Annotated in this window: 23 protein-coding genes, 4 tRNA genes and 1 pseudogene; 10 read left to right on the top strand and 18 right to left on the bottom strand. The window is 58.6% G+C overall.

The genetic code is table 11. The features are described 5' to 3' along the window. Nucleotides 1–4: 4 nt before the first annotated feature. Nucleotides 5–613: an SAM-dependent methyltransferase gene (locus HAT86_RS10050; RefSeq protein WP_167196729.1), complete on the bottom strand. Its 609-nt coding sequence runs from the start codon at nt 611–613 to the stop codon at nt 5–7. 219 nt (nt 614–832) lie between these two features. After that, nucleotides 833–1,291, bottom strand: coding sequence for a translation initiation factor IF-3 (gene infC / locus HAT86_RS10045; protein ID WP_331272532.1), 459 nt, complete (start codon nt 1,289–1,291; stop codon nt 833–835). Nucleotides 1,292–1,576: 285 nt separating this feature from the next. On the opposite strand from infC, the gene HAT86_RS10040 reads away from it, so the two are divergent. After that, nucleotides 1,577–2,401: a translation initiation factor 3 gene (locus HAT86_RS10040; RefSeq protein WP_167196726.1), complete on the top strand. Its 825-nt coding sequence runs from the start codon at nt 1,577–1,579 to the stop codon at nt 2,399–2,401. Nucleotides 2,402–2,477: 76 nt separating this feature from the next. On the opposite strand, the gene HAT86_RS10035 is transcribed toward HAT86_RS10040, so the two are convergent. The 6 genes from HAT86_RS10035 to cysG all read right to left on the bottom strand — a co-directional run bounded on the left by HAT86_RS10035 (nt 2,478) and on the right by cysG (nt 7,886). Then, entirely contained in the window at nt 2,478–3,329 is an 852-nt protein-coding gene (locus HAT86_RS10035; RefSeq protein ID WP_167196723.1) for a ferredoxin--NADP reductase, read from the bottom strand. Between the two features lie 70 nt (nt 3,330–3,399). Beyond that, nucleotides 3,400–3,804, bottom strand: a complete 405-nt coding sequence (locus HAT86_RS10030; RefSeq protein WP_167196720.1) for a DUF934 domain-containing protein — start codon at nt 3,802–3,804, stop codon at nt 3,400–3,402. Next, nucleotides 3,801–4,535, bottom strand: a complete 735-nt coding sequence (locus tag HAT86_RS10025) for a phosphoadenylyl-sulfate reductase (protein ID WP_167196716.1) — start codon at nt 4,533–4,535, stop codon at nt 3,801–3,803. Before HAT86_RS10025 ends, HAT86_RS10030 begins: the two co-directional genes overlap by 4 nt. Then, complete coding sequence (locus HAT86_RS10020; protein WP_167196712.1) at nt 4,522–6,189, bottom strand: nitrite/sulfite reductase; 1,668 nt, start codon at nt 6,187–6,189, stop codon at nt 4,522–4,524. Before HAT86_RS10020 ends, HAT86_RS10025 begins: the two co-directional genes overlap by 14 nt. Continuing rightward, a complete protein-coding gene (locus tag HAT86_RS10015; protein WP_167196710.1) occupies nt 6,182–6,490 on the bottom strand; it encodes a DUF2849 domain-containing protein in 309 nt (102 codons plus the stop codon). The genes HAT86_RS10020 and HAT86_RS10015 overlap by 8 nt, the downstream gene beginning before the upstream one ends. 1 nt (nt 6,491) lies before the next feature. Next, nucleotides 6,492–7,886, bottom strand: coding sequence for a siroheme synthase CysG (cysG, locus tag HAT86_RS10010; protein WP_167196707.1), 1,395 nt, complete (start codon nt 7,884–7,886; stop codon nt 6,492–6,494). 145 nt (nt 7,887–8,031) lie between these two features. Between cysG and HAT86_RS10005 the strand changes: the two genes are divergently transcribed. Continuing rightward, the gene (locus HAT86_RS10005) at nt 8,032–8,493 is read left to right on the top strand and encodes an Lrp/AsnC family transcriptional regulator (RefSeq protein WP_167196704.1); all 462 of its coding nucleotides are present in this window, start codon (nt 8,032–8,034) and stop codon (nt 8,491–8,493) included. A gap of 2 nt (nt 8,494–8,495) precedes the next feature. Here HAT86_RS10005 and tpiA read toward each other — a convergent pair whose 3' ends face one another. The 6 genes from tpiA to HAT86_RS09975 all read right to left on the bottom strand — a co-directional run bounded on the left by tpiA (nt 8,496) and on the right by HAT86_RS09975 (nt 12,935). Beyond that, entirely contained in the window at nt 8,496–9,248 is a 753-nt protein-coding gene (tpiA, locus tag HAT86_RS10000) for a triose-phosphate isomerase (RefSeq protein ID WP_167196700.1), read from the bottom strand. Between the two features lie 51 nt (nt 9,249–9,299). Next, nucleotides 9,300–9,650 (bottom strand): HesB/IscA family protein, encoded by a 351-nt coding sequence (locus HAT86_RS09995; protein WP_167196697.1) that lies wholly within the window; start codon nt 9,648–9,650, stop codon nt 9,300–9,302. 29 nt (nt 9,651–9,679) lie between these two features. Then, nucleotides 9,680–10,042: an SUF system Fe-S cluster assembly protein gene (locus HAT86_RS09990; RefSeq protein ID WP_167196694.1), complete on the bottom strand. Its 363-nt coding sequence runs from the start codon at nt 10,040–10,042 to the stop codon at nt 9,680–9,682. Between the two features lie 175 nt (nt 10,043–10,217). Next, nucleotides 10,218–11,630 (bottom strand): 30S ribosomal protein S6--L-glutamate ligase, encoded by a 1,413-nt coding sequence (gene rimK / locus HAT86_RS09985; protein WP_167196690.1) that lies wholly within the window; start codon nt 11,628–11,630, stop codon nt 10,218–10,220. 145 nt (nt 11,631–11,775) lie between these two features. After that, nucleotides 11,776–12,048 carry an NfeD family protein gene (locus tag HAT86_RS09980; protein ID WP_167196687.1) on the bottom strand — a complete coding sequence of 91 codons (273 nt, stop codon included), beginning with the start codon at nt 12,046–12,048 and terminating at the stop codon, nt 11,776–11,778. Then, a complete protein-coding gene (locus tag HAT86_RS09975) occupies nt 12,045–12,935 on the bottom strand; it encodes an SPFH domain-containing protein (protein ID WP_167196684.1) in 891 nt (296 codons plus the stop codon). Before HAT86_RS09975 ends, HAT86_RS09980 begins: the two co-directional genes overlap by 4 nt. A gap of 90 nt (nt 12,936–13,025) precedes the next feature. On the opposite strand from HAT86_RS09975, the gene tgt reads away from it, so the two are divergent. Beyond that, entirely contained in the window at nt 13,026–14,153 is a 1,128-nt protein-coding gene (gene tgt / locus HAT86_RS09970) for a tRNA guanosine(34) transglycosylase Tgt (RefSeq protein WP_167196681.1), read from the top strand. Nucleotides 14,154–14,390: 237 nt separating this feature from the next. After that, on the top strand, nt 14,391–16,802 hold the full coding sequence (gene lon / locus HAT86_RS09965; protein ID WP_167196677.1) for an endopeptidase La: 2,412 nt from the start codon (nt 14,391–14,393) through the stop codon (nt 16,800–16,802). Between the two features lie 117 nt (nt 16,803–16,919). On the opposite strand, the gene HAT86_RS09960 is transcribed toward lon, so the two are convergent. After that, nucleotides 16,920–17,111, bottom strand: a complete 192-nt coding sequence (locus HAT86_RS09960; RefSeq protein WP_167196674.1) for a hypothetical protein — start codon at nt 17,109–17,111, stop codon at nt 16,920–16,922. Nucleotides 17,112–17,239: 128 nt separating this feature from the next. Between HAT86_RS09960 and HAT86_RS09955 the strand changes: the two genes are divergently transcribed. The 3 genes from HAT86_RS09955 to HAT86_RS09945 all read left to right on the top strand — a co-directional run bounded on the left by HAT86_RS09955 (nt 17,240) and on the right by HAT86_RS09945 (nt 18,040). Beyond that, nucleotides 17,240–17,728: an HU family DNA-binding protein gene (locus HAT86_RS09955; protein WP_167196671.1), complete on the top strand. Its 489-nt coding sequence runs from the start codon at nt 17,240–17,242 to the stop codon at nt 17,726–17,728. A 19-nt stretch (nt 17,729–17,747) separates the two neighbouring features. Beyond that, nucleotides 17,748–17,822 (top strand) — tRNA-Val (locus HAT86_RS09950). A gap of 142 nt (nt 17,823–17,964) precedes the next feature. Continuing rightward, nucleotides 17,965–18,040 (top strand) — tRNA-Val (locus HAT86_RS09945). 78 nt (nt 18,041–18,118) lie between these two features. On the opposite strand, the gene HAT86_RS17005 is transcribed toward HAT86_RS09945, so the two are convergent. Beyond that, nucleotides 18,119–18,250 carry a hypothetical protein gene (locus HAT86_RS17005; protein WP_269204311.1) on the bottom strand — a complete coding sequence of 44 codons (132 nt, stop codon included), beginning with the start codon at nt 18,248–18,250 and terminating at the stop codon, nt 18,119–18,121. 208 nt (nt 18,251–18,458) lie between these two features. Here HAT86_RS17005 and HAT86_RS09940 point away from each other — a divergent pair. From HAT86_RS09940 to HAT86_RS09930, 3 genes are all read left to right on the top strand, one after another. Next, nucleotides 18,459–18,535, top strand: a tRNA-Asp gene (locus tag HAT86_RS09940). 32 nt (nt 18,536–18,567) lie between these two features. Further along, a tRNA-Asp gene (locus tag HAT86_RS09935) sits at nt 18,568–18,644 on the top strand. Nucleotides 18,645–18,676: 32 nt separating this feature from the next. Further along, entirely contained in the window at nt 18,677–18,904 is a 228-nt protein-coding gene (locus tag HAT86_RS09930) for an RND transporter (RefSeq protein WP_167196668.1), read from the top strand. Here HAT86_RS09930 and HAT86_RS09925 read toward each other — a convergent pair. Continuing rightward, nucleotides 18,885–19,751 carry an alpha/beta fold hydrolase gene (locus HAT86_RS09925; RefSeq protein ID WP_167196665.1) on the bottom strand — a complete coding sequence of 289 codons (867 nt, stop codon included), beginning with the start codon at nt 19,749–19,751 and terminating at the stop codon, nt 18,885–18,887. The two genes, HAT86_RS09930 and HAT86_RS09925, sit on opposite strands and share 20 nt — an antisense overlap. Before the next feature lie 9 nt (nt 19,752–19,760). After that, nucleotides 19,761–21,137 (bottom strand): annotated as a pseudogene (locus HAT86_RS09920) (M20/M25/M40 family metallo-hydrolase). Nucleotides 21,138–21,464: the final 327 nt, after the last annotated feature.

The following is a 21,464-nucleotide window of genomic DNA, read 5'->3' as shown; positions in this document are numbered from 1 at the left end:
GGTTTCAATCGGTGCGCAGGGGCTTGCGCGCGATCAGGTCAATCAGGGCGGACTGCCCACAATGACCTGTGCCTTCTTGAATCTCACGCTCGTATTCGGCGCAGCGGATGATTTCCCACCCTGAAAAGGCGTCGCGCAGTATGGTCTGGGTATACATGTTCGCCGGGTTGGGCGGGCCACCTGTGCCATACTCGATTTGCTGGGGCGTATAGCCATGCAGCATCATCAACCCACCCGGCGCAACGCTGGACTTCATGGCGTCAAACAAACGCGCCCGATCTTCGGGGCCGACAAACTGAATGAAAATACCCGCCACCAGATCGTAAACCTCGGGCCAGTCATACTCCATAACGTCAACCTGCAGGAATGTGATCTGGTCGGCGACGCCATGCCGCTCGGCAAGTGCCTTGGCTTTGGCTATCGCAGACGGGGCGTATTCCAGCGCCGTCACCGTCATACCCTGCTGGGCCATGAAAACCGAATTACGGCCCTCGCCATCGGCCACCGCCAAGGCGGTTGCGCCCTTTGTCAGTAGATGGGCATTTTCCGCCAGAAAAACGGACGGCTCTTGACCAAAGATATATTCGGGTGTGGCAAAACGGTCTTCCCACATCTTGGGATCTCCTGAAGTTTGGTTCGGTGCTTGGCGATTTATGTTGGCCGTGTATCTGTTGCTTGGATCACAGACGACGCACAAAAAACACCCCTTGCACGGCGGGGTGCAAGGGGTGCTGATGTATTCAGAAAAGGTGCCGAAATCTGGCGATCAGGCCGTTTGTGTAGCAAATCCACGGGGATACCATGGGGTTTGCCCACAGCAGCTCTGTGATGATCAGCGGGCCACCGGGCCGATCACCATGATCATCTGACGGCCTTCCATCTTGGGCATGTTTTCAACCTTGCCCACCTCTTTGATGTCTTCGGCGACGCGATTAAGAAGCTCACGGCCAAGGCTTTGGTGCGCCATCTCGCGGCCACGAAACCGCAGCGTCACCTTTACCTTGTCACCGTTTTCAAGGAATTTCAGCACGTTGCGCATTTTGACATCATAATCATGCGTGTCGGTGTTGGGCCGAAATTTGACCTCTTTCACCTCGATGATCTTTTGCTTTTTACGCGCTTCAGCCTCGCGCTTTTGTTGTTCATACTTGAATTTGCCATAGTCCATGATCTTGCAGACCGGCGGTGTGGCGTTCGGCGAAATTTCAACCAGATCCAACCCGGCCTCTTCGGCCATGCTCATCGCGCGCTCTGGTGTTACAACACCAACATTTTCGCCGTCTGCGCCGATCAGGCGAAGTTCGGGGGCGCGGATTTTATCGTTGATAAGTGGTCCTGTTTCACGGGTCGGGGGCGCGTTATGCGGTCTGCGAGCTATGGCTTTGATCCTTCAGTTGTTAGACTATTCCGAAGCCATACGGTAACCGTGCTGTCCGGTGCTTTCAAGTTGCAAAATAGGCTTACCTGAGCCGAACCGCCCCATATTCCCCCTTGTCGCTTTCTTTTTTAATTGTCATCTGAAAGTTGTATGATGCGTGGCGTAAGATCGCGCGAAATTTTTAAGGGGAACCATAAAATGAGAAACCTGCTTTGGATCGTTCTGGCGCTTGTCGTGCTGGCTGGCGGTTACATGCTGTTTACCGGCAAATCGCCGCAAGACGTGGTCGATCAGGTCTCGGACACGACAGTGGATGCGCCAGACCAACTGGAGGACGCGGCGACTGCGGCAGGTGATGCTGCCGAAAACGCCGTTGACTCTACTGTCGAGGCGGCCAGCGATGCCGCGACCGCCGTGGAAGACACCGCCGAAAGCGCGGCAGACGCCGCAAGCGAAGCGGCTGAGACTGCAACCGAAGCCGCGACAGATACCGTCGATGCCGCGACAGAGGCAGCTGGCGACGCCGCTGACGCGACAATGGACGCCGCCGATGACGCGGCCACCGCGGCGCAAGACGCGGTCGATGACGCCACCGAAACCGCCTCTGAAGCCGCCGAGGCGACAGGCGATGCGGTTGATAGTGCCGTCGATACAGCAGCCGAAACTGCCGATAGCGCGGCAGATGCCACCGAAGAGGCTGTCGATGAGGTGGCAGAAGAGGCCGCCGAAGCCGCAGACACCACTGTCGACTCTGTCGAAAGCGCAACGGATGAGGCGGATCAGGCCACCGATGAGGCCGTTGATGCAGAACAGGCGGAGGCGACCGAAACCGCAACCAACGGCGTCGCCGACTGGATGACCGTCGATGGTTTCAACATGGAAAAGGCCGCCGAGGCGATCGAAAATTCATCGCTTGGCGACATGGAGAAAACACTTTTGAAGCGGTCGTTGGAGCAGGCGCAGGAAAATCCCGACCTGTTGAAAACCACGCTTGAAAAGGCCCGCGACGCGCTTGGCATGTAAGCCGAGGGCCGCAAACGAAATGAAACCCGCGCCAGATTGGCGCGGGTTTTTTTGTATTTGAAAATTGGGATTTTGGTCAGTCCAAAAACGCTTTTTCGACCACGTATTCCTTGGGTGCAGAATTCGCACCTTCGCGCAGGCCGTATTCCTCAAGCATCTCCTTTATCTCAAGGTTGAAGGCCAGATTCCCGCAGACCATCGCACGATCCGTCTCAGGGGCCAGTGGCGCGACGCCCAAATCTTCAAACACCTCGCCCGAGCGCATCAGGTCGGTGATCCGGCCCATTTTGGCGCTCTCTTGGCGGGTGGTGGTGGGGTAATAGCGCAGCTTTTCGTGAAAGCCTTCGCCGATCAATTCCTCCAGCATCTCGTCGTTGCGGATGCTGTCGATCAACTGTTTCCCATAGTCCAATTCGCCTGCTTCACGGCAGGTGTGGGTGATGATCACCTCATCGTAATCGCTATAGGTTTGCGGATCGCGCAACAGCGACGCAAAGGGCGCGATGCCGGTGCCGGTGGCAAAGAACCACACACGCTTGCCCGGCAACAGGGCATCATGCACAAGCGTGCCCACGGGTTTTGGGCGCAAAATGATCTGATCGCCGGGTTCGATATGCTGCAAGCGGCTGGTCAGCGGGCCGTCCTGCACCTTGATCGAATAGAACTCAAGCTCATCATCCCAAGACGGCGATGCGATGGAATAGGCCCGCAAAAGCGGTTTTTCCTTGCCGGTCTTTTCGTCGGTTTGCATCAGCCCGATCATCACAAACTCGCCCGAGCGGAACCGCAAGGACGCGGGCCGTGTCACCCGAAAAGAAAACAGGCGGTCTGTCCAATGGGTCACCTCGGTGACGGTCTGCGCGTCGGGCAGGGCGGGTTTGTTGACGGCCTTGGCTGCTGCTTCGGTCACTTTGCTAATCTCGTTCATTGCTGCATTTGCCGATTTGATTAAACCGACACCTCTAACTAATCTTTGATTCAGGTCAGGTGAAGGGGTGTTAACCGCGCAGGCGGGCTTGATAGTCATTTGCCCGCCAATCGGCGCGGAATAGCCACTGATCTTCGGGCTGCCGGGCCGCCAGATCATCGGCGATTTCCACCTCGTCAAATCCCGCGCGCCGGGCCATGGCATATTGATCGGCGATCACATGGCCGCGCGCGCGCAATCGGCCCTTATAGCCCATCAGCCGCAGTTGCCGGGCGATGGTAAACCCGCGGCCATCAGCAAAGCTGGGAAAATCCACCCGGATCAGCGGGATGTCAGACAGCCGCCCGGCCAATTCCATCGGGTCGGCACTGGAGGGCACGTCGATGCCATGTCCGCTTCGGGCGTCTTCAAGGGCCGAGAACGGACCGGCCCAATCGTCGGGAACAAAGCCTGTGTCTGTGACGATGATGCTCATGCGTTTTCTCCTTGGCGGACAATCTTGCCGTTGACGAAATGAATGCCGCATTCTGTTTTCTGTTGCCCACGCCAGCGGCCCGAGCGGGGATCTTCACCATTTTGCACGCGAGAGGTGCAGGGCGCGCAGCCGATGGACGGATAGCCCTTGGCCACCAGCGGATGACGGGGCAGGCGGTTTTCCTCCATGTAGCTGCGCAGGTCTTCGGGGGCCCAATGGGCCAGCGGATTCACCTTGATCCGGCCGGTGGCGTCCTCGACCTCGAAAAACTCCAGATCGGCGCGGCTGTTGCCCTGATAGCGTTTACGCCCGGTGATCCAGCCGTCGAAACCGGCCAAGGCGTCTTGCAATGGCTGGGTCTTGCGCAAAGCGCAGCAGGCGTCGGGGGCGGTTTGATGCAAGCGGCCGTCAGGATCGTGCCGCTGCAACTCGGCGTCCCAAGCGCGGATGATCCGCAAATCGCTCAGGTTCAATCTCTCGGCCAATTCCTGTTGATAGACCAGCGTTTCGGCAAACAGCATCTGCGTGTCGATAAAGATAACCGGCGTGTCACGGCGTGCGACCGATACCATATGCAGCAACACCACCGATTCCGCCCCGAAGCTTGAGACCAGCGCCAGCGACCCCGCGTCTGGATCATGCAACGCGTGTTCCAGAACGGCGGTCGCCGAATGGTGGCGATAGCGCGCGTTCAGCCGCGCCACGCGGGGGGCTAGATCACTGCGCGGCATAGGCGTTGACCTTGTCATAAAGGGCCGCCTTGAAGGGGGCCATGCCAATCCGGCGAAAGGTCTGCAGGAACGGCTCGGACGCCTCGTGGCGATTCTCAAGATAGGTATAAACGATACGCTCAATCGCGGGGATGATCTCGTCGGCGGAAAACCCCGGCCCGGTGCGCTGCCCAAGGGCGGCGTCCTGCGTGTGGTCGCCGCCAAGCGTGACTTGGTAGTTTTCCACACCCGCCCGGTCGAGGCCAAGAATCCCGATATGCCCGACATGGTGATGCCCGCAGGCATTGATGCAGCCCGAAATCTTGATCTTCAGATCGCCGATCTCATGCTCCAGCTTCAATTCGTCAAACCGTGTGGCGATTTGCTGTGCAATCGGGATCGACCGCGCCGTTGCCAAGGCGCAGTAATCCATGCCGGGGCAGGCGATGATATCGGAAATCAGCCCGATATTCGCGGTAGCCAGCCCGTGCTTTTTCAAGATGCCATGCACGGCGGGCAAATCGGATTTGTGGACATGTGGCAGAATCACGTTCTGCTCATGGCTGATGCGCAATTCGTCATGGCCGTAAAACTCGGCTAAATCGGCCAGCACGCGCATCTGGTCCGCCGTGGCGTCGCCCGGTGTTGCGCCATGCGCCTTGAGGCTGATCTGCACGATGGCATAGCCCGGCGCGCGATGGTCGGCCAAGTTCGTGTCGCACCACGCCCGAAAGACCGGATCGGCGCTATAGGCCGTCTGGTAATCGTCTGTGCTAGCGCTGCGAAAAGCCGGCGGCGCAAAGGCGGCTTTGATCTGATCGAATAAAGCCACGTCAATTCCACCAAAGCTGGGGCGAACCAGCGCAAACCGCGCCTCCACCCGCTGGCGAATATCGTCGATCCCGTGTTCATGCACGGTGATCTTGATGCGGGATTTATACTTGTTGTCGCGCCGCCCGATCTGATTCCAGACGCTGACGACGGAATCCAGATAGGGCAAAAGATCGTCTTGGGTGATGAACTCGGCCAAGATTTTGCCGATCATCGGCGTTCGGCCCAGACCACCGCCCACAATCACGCGGTAGCCCTGCTGACCGTCCCTATCAACAATTTGCAGGCCAATGTCATGCGCCTTAATCACCGCACGGTCATTTGGGCTGCCGGTGACGGCAATCTTGAACTTGCGGGGCAGGAATTGAAATTCGGGGTGATCGGTGGACCATTGCCGGATCAATTCGGCCACCGGGCGCGGATCGGCGATTTCATCGGCAGCGGCCCCGGCGAAATGGTCGGCGGTGACATTGCGGATGGTGTTACCGCTGGTCTGAATGGCGTGCATCTCGACCTGGGCCAAAGCCTCCAGCATATCCGGCACATCGCGCAGTTTCGGCCAGTTATACTGGATGTTTTGCCGGGTGGTGAAATGGCCATAGCCCTTGTCCCACCGCTCGGCGATATAGGCCAGTTGCCGCATCTTGGCACTGTCAAGCGTGCCATAGGGAATCGCCACGCGCAGCATGTAGGCATGCAATTGCAGATAGAGGCCATTCATCAGGCGCAGCGGCTTGAATTCGTCTTCGGTCAATGCGCCGCTGATACGGCGTTCGACCTGCTGGCGAAACTGACGGTTGCGTTCGGCCACAAAGGCGGCATCAAATTCGGAATAATTATACATCTGCGGGCTCCGCTTGTTTGCCATGGGCATAGTTCGAGGGGCCTGTGCGGCGAAACTCCTCGCGGAAATGGGTGGGTTCGGGACCATCCGGGCCGGGTGTGACATCGGCCAGATACACCCCGACCACTTCGTCTGGCTGACCTTCGGCCATCAACAGACGCAGGTTTGCGTTGGCCTCATCGGTGATCACTTCGGCCTGAGACAGATGCCGCGTCCAGCGATCATCGCTGGTTTGATAGACAACATCGCCCTCTAGCAGGGCATTGGCGGTGACAACTTTGGGTGTGAAGGCTTGGGGCATGTCAGGCAAGCTCCTGTTTCAAAGAGGAAAGGGCCGCCTGTGCGGCACGTGGGGCCAAGCCATAAACCAGCAAGGCAGGCCCGGTGATTGACGCATCCGAAAGATCCTGCGCCATGGTTTCCAATGTGGTGGCCAGACAGCGTTGATCGGGGCGCGATGCGTTTTCGATCACCGTGACCGGCGTGACGCGGTCGGCCCCGTGCATGATCAGGCGGCCTTGGATGAAGCGGGCCGATTTCTTGCCCATGTAAATCGCGGCAACCTCGCCGGACCGGGCCAGCGTTTGCCAATCGTGATCGGCAAAGCCTTTCATGTCATGCCCGGTCAGTAGGCGAACGGCGCTGTTGCGGCCCCGTTGGGTTAGGCTTTGGCCCATGGCTGCAACGCTGGCCGACGCGGCGGTGATGCCGGGCACGATGTGCCAGCCGATCCCGGCGTCCTCAAGCGCTGCGATCTCTTCGTCCAGCCGCCCGAATACCGTGGGATCGCCACCTTTGAGCCGAACAACCTGCGCGCCGTCCAAGGCATGGGCGACGATCAACTGGTTGATCTTGTCCTGCGCCATCGCCGGGCCAAATCCTTGTTTGCCCACATCAATCACCGTGGCTTCGCGGCGGGCAAGCTCTAGGATATCCGGGGTGACCAACCTGTCATGAATCACCACATCCGCCGCATCAAGGGCTTTGCGTGCCTTGAGTGTCAGCAACTCCGGATCGCCCGGACCAGCCCCGACAAAGGCCACATGCCCCGGCGTTTCCGCGGCGGTTAAGTGTTTTTTCAAAAGGGTTTGCAAGCTATCCTTCACGTCGTTTTCGCCACCGGTCGTGACGGCATGTGGCCCCGCGTGAAAGTAATATTCAGCCCAAAAGTCACGACGCGCGCGACCCATGGGCAAAACGTCGGCCATTTTTCGAAACGCCTTGCCGATCCGGGCCAACGTCCCAAGGGTTGAAGGAAGTTTTTCCTCCAAATCGGCCTTGATCGCACGGGCCAGCACGGGGGCGGCCCCTTCGGTGCCGATGGCCACGGTCACGGGGTCGCGGTCCACGATGGCCGGGGTGATGAACTGGCTGTCTTGCAGGTTGTCCACGATATTCACCAACGCGCCATCCGCACGCGCGATGGCTGCGGTGCGCGCATCCTCGGCCGCGTCTTCGTTGGCGCCGTAGAACAGCGCCGCGCAGAGCGTGTCACCGGGGGCCAAATCCCGCCGGTAGAGTGTCATGCGATGATCATTGGCCCAGCTTTCGATCTCCGGGGCTGGGTGCGTGCTGAAAACGTTCAGCCGCGCCTCGGTCTTTAGCAGAAGGCGCAATTTCGCAACCGCCGCATCGCCGCCGCCTGCGACCACGATCCGCCGGCCCGCGACTGACATGAAAATTGGAAAATGCTGCATGGGACCACCCCGGAAACTTGATTGACCTTGCTGTGAATATAGGAAATATTCCCGATAAATTGCCATATACCTACGACAATAAGGATTTTTGTTCCAAAAATGGCGGATTGGTATGGGGGCGTTCCACAAAAAGGTGACACATAAAATGACTGTTCGTATCGACGATCTGGATCGGAAAATTCTTGTGCAGCTGCAGCGCGACGGCGGCCAATCTTTGGACGAAATCGCCAAGATTGTGGGCAGTTCCAAGACCCCTGTCTGGAACAGGATTCGCAAAATGCGCGATGCGGGAATCATCAAGCAACAGACATTTTTGCTGGATGCCGAGACGCTTGGATTCGAGGCGTGCTTTTTCGTGCTGATCCGCACGTCCGAGCATGATGCAGACTGGCAGGCGAAATTCCTCAAGGCGCTGCTGGATCGCGACGAGGTGCAAGAGGCCCACCGGCTGGCAGGTGATATCGACTACATCCTAAAGGTGCGTGTGGCCAATGCCCGCGCTTATGACAGCTTCTATCAGGCGCTAATTTCCGAGGTGAAAGTGCACAACGTCACAGCGCTTTTGTCGATGGAGGAAATCAAATCCACCACGCACCTGCCGTTATGACCTTAAGAGTTGTCGCTTAGGGCCTTGATAATCGGGGTAAAATCACCTTCCGACAGGCTTGCGCCACCGACCAGGGCACCATCAACGTTATCCACCGCAAAGATCTGGGCCGCGTTGGCGGGTTTGACAGACCCGCCATACAACAGGCGCACGCCCTTGGCGGTGTCGGTGCCAAAGCGCTTGGATAGGCTTTGACGCATGAAATCATGCACTTCGCCGATTTGTTCAAGGCTGGGCACCTTACCCGTGCCGATGGCCCACACAGGCTCGTAGGCGATGACGGTGTTGTCTGCCTTGGCGCTGTCGGGGGTGGAGCCTTCTAGCTGTGCGGCGATGACACCAAGGGTTTGCCCCGCGTCGCGCTGCGCCAGCGTTTCACCGATACATATGATTGCGGTCAGCCCCGCGGCATGGGCCGCCGTCGCCTTGGCGCGCACCAGATCGTCGGTTTCATTGTGGTCTTCGCGTCGTTCTGAATGGCCAAGGATCACGGCCGTCGCACCGCAATCGGCGATCATGGGCGCTGCGATATCGCCGGTATGCGCTCCAGAGGCCGCCGGGTGGCAATCCTGTGCGCCAATATCAATGGCCTGACCTTTAACCATCTCCGCCGCTGAAAATAGCAACGGGGCAGGTGGGCAGATCAAAATATCAACCGACGGGCTGTCATGCGCTTGCGCCAAGGTTTGCAGTTCGGCCAATGCCGCGCGGGTTCCGTTCATCTTCCAATTGCCAGCGGCAAGTTTGCGCACCATAAGCCTAAGCGTCCTTTTTATCTTTTGATATCAGTGGAATACAGGCGTGTCTTACATGCCTTCAAACTTGATGGATTCACCGCAACCACAGGCTTCGGTTACGTTAGGATTGTTGAACACAAACCCTGATTCCAGCAAGGATGTTTGATAGTCGATCTGCGTGCCGAACAGAAACATTTGCGCCATGGGCGCAATCATGACCCGCGCACCTTCATGTTCAACCACTTCATCATGCGGGTCGACTTCGGCCACATATTCCATCGTGTATTCCATGCCAGCACAGCCGCCTTTCTTGACGCCGATGCGCAACCCTTGATGGCCGTCTTTGTCCATCAGTTTTGCAATCTGTGTGGCAGCGGCTGGCGTTATGCTAACAGCCTGCTTTCCGGGAATTCCGAACATCAGCTTTCCCTTTCAATCTATTGAAGTAATTACATGAAACCCAATTCAAGCCGGGCTTCGTCGCTCATCATGTCCATACCCCAGGGCGGATCCCAAACCAATTCAACATCCACCTGTTTGACGCCGGCCACCGGCTCGATCGCCTCGGCCAACCAGCCGGGCATTTCACCGGCCACGGGACAGCCCGGTGCGGTCAGGGTCATGATCACGCGCACCGCGTTCTCACCGTCGATCTCGATGGTGTAAATCAGACCTAGATCGTAGATATTGACTGGAATTTCGGGGTCATAAACAGAACGGCACGCTTCAACGATCTGATCGTAAAGCGGGTGTTCGGTGCTGGAGGGCGCGATCAGCGGCGTCCCTTCGAGCGGTTCGGGGCTATGGGTCATGGACGACTCCTGCAGTGTTCCTGACGAAACATATAGGATTTATGTGGCCTGCCGTCCAGAGGGGCGCGGTGAACAGCAAGCAAAACAAATGGATGCGGTCTTGCTGCACGGCAGCAAAAGGCACCAAAAGGACGCGACGGTCGCACTGTTTTGAAGGTGTCGGGCTGGACGCCCTTCAATCGGATCTGGCAGATCGGCGGCGGCGAACGGGGGTAGGGCGCACGCGCTCTTCGATGTTGTCGTAAAGCTTTCCGATGATGTTCTTGTTGGTGGATTTTTCAATGCCTTCGAACCCCGGGGATGAGTTCACCTCAAGCACCTTGGGCCCATTTTCCGAGCGTAGAAGGTCCACGCCGGCCATGTTCAGGTTGAATGCCTTGGCCGCGCGCAGGGCGGTGTCGCGTTCTTCCTTGGTGATCCGAACTGATTTGGCCGATCCGCCGCGATGCAGGTTCGAGCGGAAATCGCCGTCGGCGCCGGTGCGCTTCATCGACGCCACAACCTTGCCGCCGATCACCAGACAGCGGATGTCTTCGCCTGCGGCTTCCTTTACGAAGTCCTGCACCAGAAAGTTCGCCTTCAATCCGCGGAACGCGTCGATCACCGATTCAGCGGCTTTTTTTGTTTCGGCCAGCACAACGCCTTTGCCTTGGGTCGATTCCAGCAGTTTGACGATCAAAGGCGCGGTGCCGACCAGCCCGATCAGGTTGCCTGTATCTTTGGGCGATGCGGCAAAGGCGGTGTTGGGCATACCGATCTTGGCGCGCGCCATAAGCTGATGGGCATACAGTTTGTCGCGGCTGGCGGTAATGCCAGCCGAGGGGTTGACGCAATAAGTGCCGATGGTTTCGAACTGGCGGATGATGGCGGTGCCATAGGGGGTGATCGACGCACCAATGCGCGGGATCACAGCATCAAAGCGCGGCAGGCGCTTGCCATCATAATGCACCTCGGGGGCCATGGCGTTGATGGCCATGTAGCACCGCGTGGTGTTGATCACCTCAACCGAATGGCCGCGCTTTTCGCCCTCTTCGACAAGGCGGCGCGTGGAGTAATTATCTTCGCGCGACAGCACGCAGATTCGTAAGGACCGCTTGGGCGCTTCGCGGCGCATCTTGGCGGTGTGATAGACATCATAGCTTAGCTCGGGCTGCAAAAACCGGTCGGTCGCCACGATCGTGATATGATCCTTGAGCGCCTGACGCCCCAGCAACATGCGCGATTGCATGGTCGACCGGTTGGTGAGCGTCATTTCGATCGGCCAGCAGTCACCGTTCACTTCCAGATTGGTTTCAATGACATAGCGCATTTCCTTTTCGCCATTCGACGATGTCACTTCGCGGCGGTCGATGATCGGTGCCGAGCAGGGAATGACCAGATCATCGCGCCCGGGGATCGGGTGCACGGTAAACCTGACCTTGGGTTTGCTGGCGGGGCCAAAGGTTTCGATGTCAAACGCATGTAGCGCGGAGGTGCGCGCGCCGGTGTCCACTTTGGCCCGTAAGGCGGGCACGCCCAGATCCGGAAGCGAGATCCACTCCTCCCACCCGAATTGCAGTTGTTGCGATGGATCGGGTATGTCGGTCATATGCCTGTCCCTTTTGATTTTGCCGTTGTGTCTGGCGGCACCTTAGCCGTCGACCATAACGCAATTTAGACGGGATGAAAGCAGGTGATATCCCTTGGGTAATGGGCTTTGTAGGCCATGCCGCTCGCAAAGGGGGCGGCCGTGGCTATTGATTGATATCGTCATGGATGACGCGGCTTTGATCATTGCGGGCCCGAAACACACGCCGCAGGATCAACCAAGCGACCAGAGACAGAACCGCGAAAATCGCCAGTATGGCCGCAAGGCCAATCGACAGCGGCAGCGCCACGATCAATGCCATCATGGCCGCGCCGATTGCGATGCCCAGAAAGACATATCCGGGGATCAGGGTTTCAAGGATCGCCAGCCCAAGGGCAGCGGCCAGCCAAACCCACCATGATGTCCAAAGTTCTGTCATGATTTGCCTTTCAGCATGTTAAAGGCGTTTCCAAAGGCCTCTAGCGCGTGTGCGGGGACCAGAACGGTTTGCGAGGACGGACCGCTGCCAAGGGCATTCAGCGCCTCGACCTGTTTGAGCGCGACTTGATATTGCGCGGCTTCCAGCCCGTTATCGGCAATCGCCTTGGCCACGACCCCGGTGGCATAAGCTTCGGCGTCGGCGGTAATCCGTCGTGCCTTGGCGGTTTGTTCGGCGGCATAAAGCTCGCCTTCGGCTTCCAGTTCAACGGCGCGTTTTTTGCCCTCGGCTTCGGTCACATGGGCGCGGCGGGCACGCTCGGCGTTAAGCTGTTGCAGCATGGCGGCGCGGGTGGCTTCGTCAAGGTTGACGTCCAGCAGTTCGGCGCGCGTCACCTCGATGCCCCAATTGTCCACCGCGTCTTCGACGGCCGCCTTGATGGTTGTTATCAACGCGGACCGGTTGGCCTGAACATCGTCAAGGTCCATCTTGCCAATCTCGGCGCGTACGATGCCTGCGACCGTGGTGGCAATGGCGGCGTCAGCGTCGCGGATACGGTAAACCGTCTTTTCCGGTTGGGTGATGCGGTAGAACACGGATGTCTCAACCTCGACCAGCACGTTGTCGCGGGTGATGGCATCTTGGCTGGCATTGGGCAGTTGGCGTTCAAGGATCGACACCTTGTGACGCACCACATCAAGGAACGGCACGATGAAGTTGATCCCCGGCCCCAGAACCGCGCGCAGGCGGCCAAAGCGTTCGACGACGTATTGCTCGGATTGCGGAACGATCTGGATGCCTTTGAAAATCACGACAAAGATCAGGATCGCCAGAAGCACCCAGATCAGGTTTGACGCCAGAAGATCCAGAATTTGTTGTTCGGTCATTGCGAAACTCACTTGAAATGAAGGCGCGGGGTTTTCAAGGCAGATTAAATCACAATAAGGGGGGCGGAAAGACGGCAAAAGCGGGATGTTGTGGTGAAATTCGACTTTCAAGTGCAAGCGACGGACGGGATGGCGCGCAAAGGTGTGATCAGCACCCCGCGCGGTGATGTGCGCACGCCGGCCTTTATGCCGGTGGGCACGGCGGCGACGGTCAAGGCGATGCTGCCCGAAAACGTGCGCGCGACGGGCGCGGATATTTTGCTGGGCAACACCTATCACCTGATGCTGCGCCCCACGGCGGAGCGGATCGACCGTTTGGGCGGGCTGCACAAGTTCATGAATTGGGATCGGCCCATTCTGACCGACAGCGGCGGCTTTCAGGTGATGAGCCTTGCCGGGCTGCGCAAACTGACCGAGGCGGGCGTGACCTTCAAAAGCCATATCGACGGGTCCAAGCACGAGTTGACGCCCGAGCGCTCGATGGAGATTCAGCGACTGTTGGGCAGCGACATCGTGATGTGTTTCGATGAATGCCCGGCACTGCCTGCGACCGACAAACAGGTGGCCGACAGCATGCGGTTGTCGATGCGGTGGGCCGCGCGCTCGAAAGAGGCGTTCGGCGACCGGCCCGGCCATGCGTTGTTTGGCATCATGCAGGGCGGCGTCACCCCCGAACTGCGCGAAGAAAGCGCCAAGGCCCTGACCGAGATCGGGTTCGATGGCTATGCGGTTGGCGGTCTGGCCGTAGGCGAGGGGCAAGAGGCGATGTTCGGCGTGCTGGATTATGCGCCGGGGTTTTTGCCGCACGACAAGCCGCGCTACCTGATGGGCGTGGGCAAGCCCGATGATATCGTGGGCGCTGTCAAACGCGGCATCGACATGATGGATTGTGTTTTGCCGTCCCGCAGTGGGCGCACGGGACAGGTGTTCACCCGGCACGGTCAGTTGAACATTAAGAACGCCCGACATCAGGACGACCCGCGCCCGATTGACGATGAATGCACCTGTCCGGCCTGCCGCAACTATAGCCGCGCCTATTTGCATCACGTGTTCCGCAGCCAAGAAATCATCAGCTCGATGCTGCTGACCTGGCACAATCTGCATTACTTTCAGCAGATCATGGATGGGATGCGGCAGGCGATTGCCCAAGGGATGTTTACCGAGTGGGAGGCCAGCTTTCACAAGGGCCGGGAAGCGGGCGATATCGCGCCGTTATAATCGGATGTGCTGAGTGCTGTGCCTGATCGAGTCACCGGCATCGCGCAAGTCTGACGCGTAATCTTCGAAAATAGCCCGTAAACAACCCTTGTGATGCCTTGGCGCGGCGGGCATTCTGCATCAAATCGGTTGAAACCTGAGCGGGTGCGCCCCAAGTTAACATTCAGGAAACGCGGAGATGGGCGCGGCTGCCTGTAACAGGGGCCCGGATCATCTGCCCAGAACAAGGAAACGAGCATGCAAGAGCCTCTTAACGCCTCTTACCCAGTCCTGCCGCTGCGCGATATTGTGGTGTTCCCACATATGATTGTGCCGCTTTTTGTCGGGCGCGAAAAATCCGTGCGCGCACTGGAAGAGGTCATGCAAGACGACAAGCAAATTCTGCTATCCAGCCAGATGGATGCCAGCGTCGATGATCCCGACGTTGACGGCATTTACGGGGCCGGTGTGCTGGCCAATGTGCTGCAACTGCTGAAGCTGCCCGATGGCACCGTCAAGGTGCTGGTCGAAGGCGTGGCGCGGGTGCGGATCGCTGAATATCTGGACAACGAGAACTTTTTCGAGGCGCGCGCCGAGTATCTGCAAGAGATGCCGGGCGATCAAGCCACCATTGAGGCGCTTTTGCGCACCGTCGGTGATGAGTTTGAGCGCTACGCGAAGGTCAAGAAAAACATCCCCGAAGAAGCGCTAGCCGCTGTCAGCGACACCGAAGAGCCCGCGAAACTGGCCGATCTGGTGGCCGGGCATCTGGGTATCGAGGTTGAGCAGAAGCAGGAGCTTTTGGAAACCCTGAGCGTGAGCGAACGTCTTGAGAAGGTTTACGGCTTGATGCAAGGCGAGATGAGCGTTTTGCAGGTCGAGAAAAAGATCAAGACGCGCGTCAAGTCGCAGATGGAGAAAACGCAGCGCGAATACTACCTGAATGAGCAGATGAAGGCCATTCAGAAGGAATTGGGCGATGGCGAAGAGGGCGAAGGCGAACTGGCCGAGCTTGAAGACAAGATCGCCAACACCAAGCTGTCCAAGGAAGCGCGCGACAAGGCCGAGGCCGAGCTGAAAAAGCTCAAGAACATGAGCCCGATGAGCGCCGAGGCCACAGTGGTGCGCAACTATCTGGATTGGATGCTGTCGATCCCGTGGGGCGTGAAATCGCGCGTCAAAAAGGATTTGGGCCGCGCCGAGAAAATCCTCGATACCGACCATTATGGCCTTGAAAAGGTCAAGGAACGGATCGTCGAATATCTTGCGGTGCAGCAGCGCTCGAAAAAGCTGAAAGGCCCGATCATGTGCCTTGTCGGCCCGCCGGGCGTGGGCAAGACCAGCCTTGGGGAATCCGTGGCCAAAGCGACGGGCCGCGAGTTTATCCGCATCTCCCTTGGCGGCGTGCGCGATGAAAGCGAAATCCGGGGTCACCGCCGCACCTATATCGGCTCGATGCCGGGCAAGATCATTCAGGCGCTGAAAAAGGCCAAAACGACCAATCCGCTGATCTTGTTGGATGAGATCGACAAGATGGGTCAGGACTTTCGCGGCGATCCGGCATCGGCCATGCTTGAGGTGCTGGACCCTGAGCAGAACGCGACCTTCGTGGATCACTATCTTGAGGTGGAATATGATCTGTCGAACGTCATGTTCCTGACCACGGCCAACAGCTATACCATGCCGGGGCCATTGCTGGACCGGATGGAGATCATTCCGCTGGCCGGCTACACCGAGGATGAAAAGCGCGAGATCGCCAAGCAGCACTTGCTGCCGAAGCAGGTCAAGAACCACGGCCTGGAGAAAGGCGAGTTCGAGCTGACCGACGCGGCGCTGACCGATATCGTGCGTCACTATACCCGTGAGGCTGGTGTGCGGAACCTTGAGCGTGAAATCGCCAAGGTCGCGCGCAAGGCGGTCACCCGGATCATCAAGGGTGAGGACAAGGCAATCACGGTGACACCCGAGAACCTGACGGATTATCTGGGCGTCAAGAAGTTCCGCTATGGTCTGGCCGAAGAAAAGGATCAGGTCGGTGTCGTCACCGGGTTGGCCTATACCTCGGTCGGGGGCGAGTTGCTGAACATCGAGGCGTTGCGCCTGCCCGGCAAGGGCCGGATGAAGACCACCGGCACCTTGGGCGACGTGATGAAAGAATCGATCGATGCCGCGAGTTCTTACGTGCGGTCCATCGCGCCCGAGATCGGGGTCAAGCCGCCGCGCTTTGAAAAGTGGGATATCCACGTCCACGTTCCCGAAGGTGCCACGCCCAAGGACGGGCCAAGCGCCGGTTTGGCGATGGTCACGTCGATCGTTTCCGTGCTGACGGGCATCCCGGTGCGCAAGGATATCGCCATGACCGGCGAGGTCACCTTGCGCGGCAACGCGTTGGCCATTGGTGGCTTGAAAGAAAAGCTGCTGGCGGCCCTTCGCGGGGGCATCAAAACGGTTCTGATCCCACGTGAAAACGAAAAGGATCTGATCGAAATCCCGGACAACGTGAAAGAGGGGCTGGACATCATCCCGGTGGATCACGTCCGCGATGTGCTGAAGTTGGCGCTGGTGCGCACGCCCGAAGCGGTGGAATGGGATGAAGAGGCCGAAGAGGCGGCCGCAGCCGAAGCCGCGCTGAAGGCCGAGGGCCGTGGCAAGGCCGCAACGGCCCACTGACGTGGACCACGCTCTGCAGGTCTGCGGACATCGAAAAACACGAAGACCCCGCCGCGATACGTGGCGGGGTCTTTTTTGTTCTCAAAGCGCCTCTAGGTGCGGACGCCGTCCACTGTATCAGACGCCAGCAGCACCCAGAATGATCAGCAACACCGTCACAAAGGCAACCAGCCCGCCGATTTTATCCGATGTATCGACCGCATCTGCGGCAATGACTTCGGGTGTCACAACCGGATCTGACAAGCCGCTTGCGATGGCTGCGCCGCTGAATGCGGCGAGGGCGAGCACGGTAAACACGGTGGTTTTCATGATTTTTATCCCCAACATATGCGGTCAAAATATTATGTCGCAAGTTGAGAGGCGTCAACTGACGGCTGGCCATAAGAGGGGCTTGCGGTTACTGTGTCGCGCAGAGCAGTCATGATAGAGAGTGTCAAATGTCCAAACGCAAGACCGCCCCGACCAAGGCCAAAACAAGCCCCCTGAAAGCGTCTGTATCGCCGTCAACGCTGGCGACAGCATCGTCGGCCCCCAAATCGTCGGGCCCCAAACCGGCAAAGCCCGCTGCAACCTCTACGCCCGATCCGGCCGTAGTCAACGAGGCCACGCCGCAGACGGCTGCGCCTGAGTTGAAAAAGAAAGAATTGGTCGATCTTGTCACCGAACGCTCGGATGTGCGCAAGAAATACGCAAAACCAGTGGTCGAGGCGATGATCGATATCCTCGGTGAAGCCATCGCTGAAGGGCGCGAATTGAATTTGCAGCCCTTTGGCAAGATCAAGCAGCAGCGCACCAAGGACACGCCGAATGCGCGTATCACCGTGGCCAAGATCCGCCAAAGCAAAAGCGCGTCACCGGCGCTGGATCATGGCGATGACGCGACCCAAGATAATGCGAAAGAGAGTGTTGCAGACGCTGCCGAGTGACGCTAAATAGCTTTCCAACGGGTGATTAGCTCAGTGGTAGAGCGCTTCGTTCACATCGAAGATGTCAGGAGTTCAAATCTCTTATCACCCACCATGAATTTTCAAACGGCGTGCCTGACAGTCGGGCGCGCCGTTTTCTTTTGTTTGAGGTGTTTGGCTTAGCGGTTGGGTCTGTGGCCAATAGCGGAAAACAGCCTCTTGCGCGCGGCGTCGGCATTGGCTAAGACGCGCGCACCGGGTCGTTAGCTCAGTTGGTAGAGCGCTTCGTTTACACCGAAGATGTCGGGAGTTCGAGCCTCTCACGACCCACCATTCCCCATGGAACGTTGGACTTTAAAAGAACCGGCAACACGGCGCGGCGCGGTTAGCAAACCAACCGCGCCGGGGGTGTTACAGGATGGGCGACATGAGTTGCCATTGCTCCAACCAATCTGGCCCCTCAAGAGCCAGAATCATAAGCGCGGGCAGAACCACCAGAATCCCGGTGACGATCAGCATCGCGCTGAAGAAACCTTTGAACATATCCGTCCTCCTTGCTGCAATTTATAAGTCGGTAAGTAGACGCCGGACCCCGGTCGGCAAGAGGGTTTGCGACCCTGTGGCGCAGGTCGCTGTCGGGTTGGTTCAAAACATGGCGGCTAGCTGGTGAAATTTCCCCAAACGGCGCTTGACGGCACCGCGCGCTGCGCCTAATAAGCGCCACACGCTCAAGAGATCGAGCGGGCAGTGAGCGGTTGTAGCTCAGTTGGTTAGAGTGCCGGCCTGTCACGCCGGAGGTCGCGGGTTCGAGCCCCGTCAACCGCGCCACCACTGCCCCAAGGTTCGCTTGTCGTGAAAGCGCGGTTGTAGCTCAGCTGGTTAGAGTGCCGGCCTGTCACGCCGGAGGTCGCGGGTTCGAGCCCCGTCAACCGCGCCACTTAAGTTTCCCTTGAACTGGATGCGACGTGCATGGCCCGTATTTTGGACAAACTGCCGTGGCTCATCGTGCTGGCGCTTTGCGCGACGTTGGGGTTAGCGCCTGTCATCCCCGAGCCTCATATCTGGGAAAAGCTGAAAATGCTGATCGCGGGCGATCTGGTGCGTCCGATTGACTGGTTCGATCTGCTGTTGCATTCCCTTCCGTGGGCCTTGGCCGTGGCCAAGCTTGCGCGCGAGATCAGCCAAAAAACGCGCTAAGCGCGGTCGCGGTTTTCCGTGCTGCCGTGTCGGGGAAGAAATGCCCGCCGGGAATGGCACACGTCTGAACATCCGTGCACTTGTCCGACCAAGCAGCGGCCATATCGTAATGCTGCGCCATAGCCCCGTCGGCGCCGTATAGCACAAGGGTGGGGCAGGTGACGCGCTGCGACAGATCATCGGCATCGTCTTGAAAATCCACCGCCAAGGTGGCGCGGTAATCATTGCACATCCCGCGGATGGTGTCGGGCTTGCGCCATGCAGATCGGTAGGCGGCCAGTTGCGCCGCGTCGAATTGTGACAGGTCGGCTTTGCCCCAACCCAAAAGACAGCTTTCGTAATAGGCGTCGGGATCGTGGGCGATCATGGTTTCCGGGAACGGCGCGGGCTGTGCCAGAAAGAACCAGTGGTAATACGCGCGGGCCACTTGCGCGTGTAAATCGTCCAGCAGGGTGTGCGTGGGCACGATATCCAGCACGGCCAGCCGGGTGATGGCATCCGGCGCGTCCAGGGCCAGCCGGTGTGCCACGCGCCCGCCGCGATCATGGCCCACCACGGCAAAGCTGTCATAGCCAAGCTGGTCCATCAGGGCCAACACGTCGCGCGCCATGGCGCGAAAGCTGTAGGCGGCCATGTCTTGCGGTTTGCCGCTGTCGCCATAGCCGCGCAGATCAGGGCAGATAACCGTATGAGTCGTGGCCAAATCAGGTGCAATCTGTGCCCACATGGCGTGGGTTTGCGGGAACCCGTGCAGCAAAACCAAAGGCGGACCCGCGCCGCCGATGCTATAGGTGATATCCACCGCGTTCGGCGCGCGCGTATCACAGGTGAAACCGGGTATTGTCATGGCGGAGCCTTACTCTTTGCTTAGCGCATCAAGAATGCGTGCCCAACTGCGCATACCCTTGTGAAAGCTTTCAAGGTCATATTTTTCGTTCGGAGAGTGGATGGCGTCATCGTCTTTGCCAAAGCCGATCAGCATGGCGTTCATGCCAAGGATGGATTGGAAATGCCCGGCAATCGGGATCGAGCCACCACAGCCAACATACGCAGCCTCGTCGGGCCATTCATCCGACAGGGCTTGGCGGGCGGCCTCAAAGGCCGGATCGCTGGTTTCCATGACCGATGCCGCCGAGCCGCCATGCGCTTTGAAATCGACGCTGCAATCGTCGGGCAGGCGGGCCTGCACGAAACCGCGAAACGCATCGCGGATGGTGTCGGGATCTTGGCCCTCGACAAGGCGGAAGCTGATCTTGGCATGGGCTTGCGCGGGCAGCACGGTTTTGAAACCGTCGCCGGTATAGCCGCCCCAGATGCCGTTGACCTCGGCGGTGGGGCGTGACCAGATCATTTCAAGCGGCATGCGCCCCTGTTCGCCCGCCGGTTGGCTGAGTCCGACCGAACCTAGAAAATCTTGCCAGTCGAAATTCAGACCCTCCCATTGGGCGCGGACCTCATCGGTCAGCTCCGGGATACCATCGTAGAATCCGGGAATCGTCACGCGGCCCGTGCTGTCATGCAGATCGGCCAGAATGCCCGACAGCGCCCGAATGGGGTTCATCGCCAAACCACCGAAAAAGCCGGAATGCAGATCGACCTTGGGGCCCGTGATCGTCAGTTCTTCGGTCACCATCCCGCGTAGCATGGTCACAATGGCTGGCGTTTTCGATTGGAACAGGCCGGTGTCGCAAATCAACGCGATATCGGCGCGCAATTCATCGGCGTTTTGTTCCATAAATGGCACCAGCGACGGCGAGCCTGATTCCTCTTCGCCTTCGAAAAAGATCGTGATCTTGCAAGGCAGGGTGCCGTTGACGTCGCGCCATGCGCGGCAGGCCTCGACAAATGTCATCAACTGGCCTTTGTCGTCCGAACTGCCCCGGCCACGGATCACCTGACCTTTGGGGGTATCTTCAAGCTTGGGCTCGAACGGCGGGCTGTCCCATAACTCCAGCGGGTCGACGGGCTGCACATCGTAATGGCCATAAAACAACAGGTGCGGGCCATCGCCGTCGACATGCCCAACAACCATCGGATGCCCCGGTGTTTCGCGCTTTTCGGCCTGTATGCCAAGGCTGTTGAGGTCATTGACCAGCTAATCGGCGGCCTGCGTGCACGGCCCGGCATAGGTTGGGTCGGTCGAGATGGACGGGATGCGCAGCAACCCCATAAGGCGGTCGGTTGCGGCGGGCAGTTGGTCGTCGATGCGGGCCAGAACGGCGTCCAGTGACATTTGCGATCCTTGAATTTATATAAGTTTTAAATAGCGTATCAGGTGACACGCTGCTGTCCAGCGGGCTTGATCGATGTCAAAGAATGGGGGGGCGGCAATTTGTAACCTGTTGCGTGAGGGGTGGGACATCTATATGCATCACCGTTAATGAATATGTCGCCTGCAATGCGACAACGGCCCGGAACAGGGGGCCGCAAAAGACCGAAGGAGGAGACGCCAGTGGATTACTCTGCGAAGCTGGAAGACGCGATCAACCGTCTGCACGAGGAAGGGCGCTATCGCACCTTTATCGACATTGAGCGTCAGAACGGTCAGTTTCCTCATGCC

The organism is Roseovarius gahaiensis, from assembly GCF_011601345.1.
GTDB lineage: Bacteria > Pseudomonadota > Alphaproteobacteria > Rhodobacterales > Rhodobacteraceae > Roseovarius > Roseovarius gahaiensis.
Note: the sequence above shows the minus strand (reverse complement) of the source record. Positions and strands in the feature narration are given on the sequence as shown.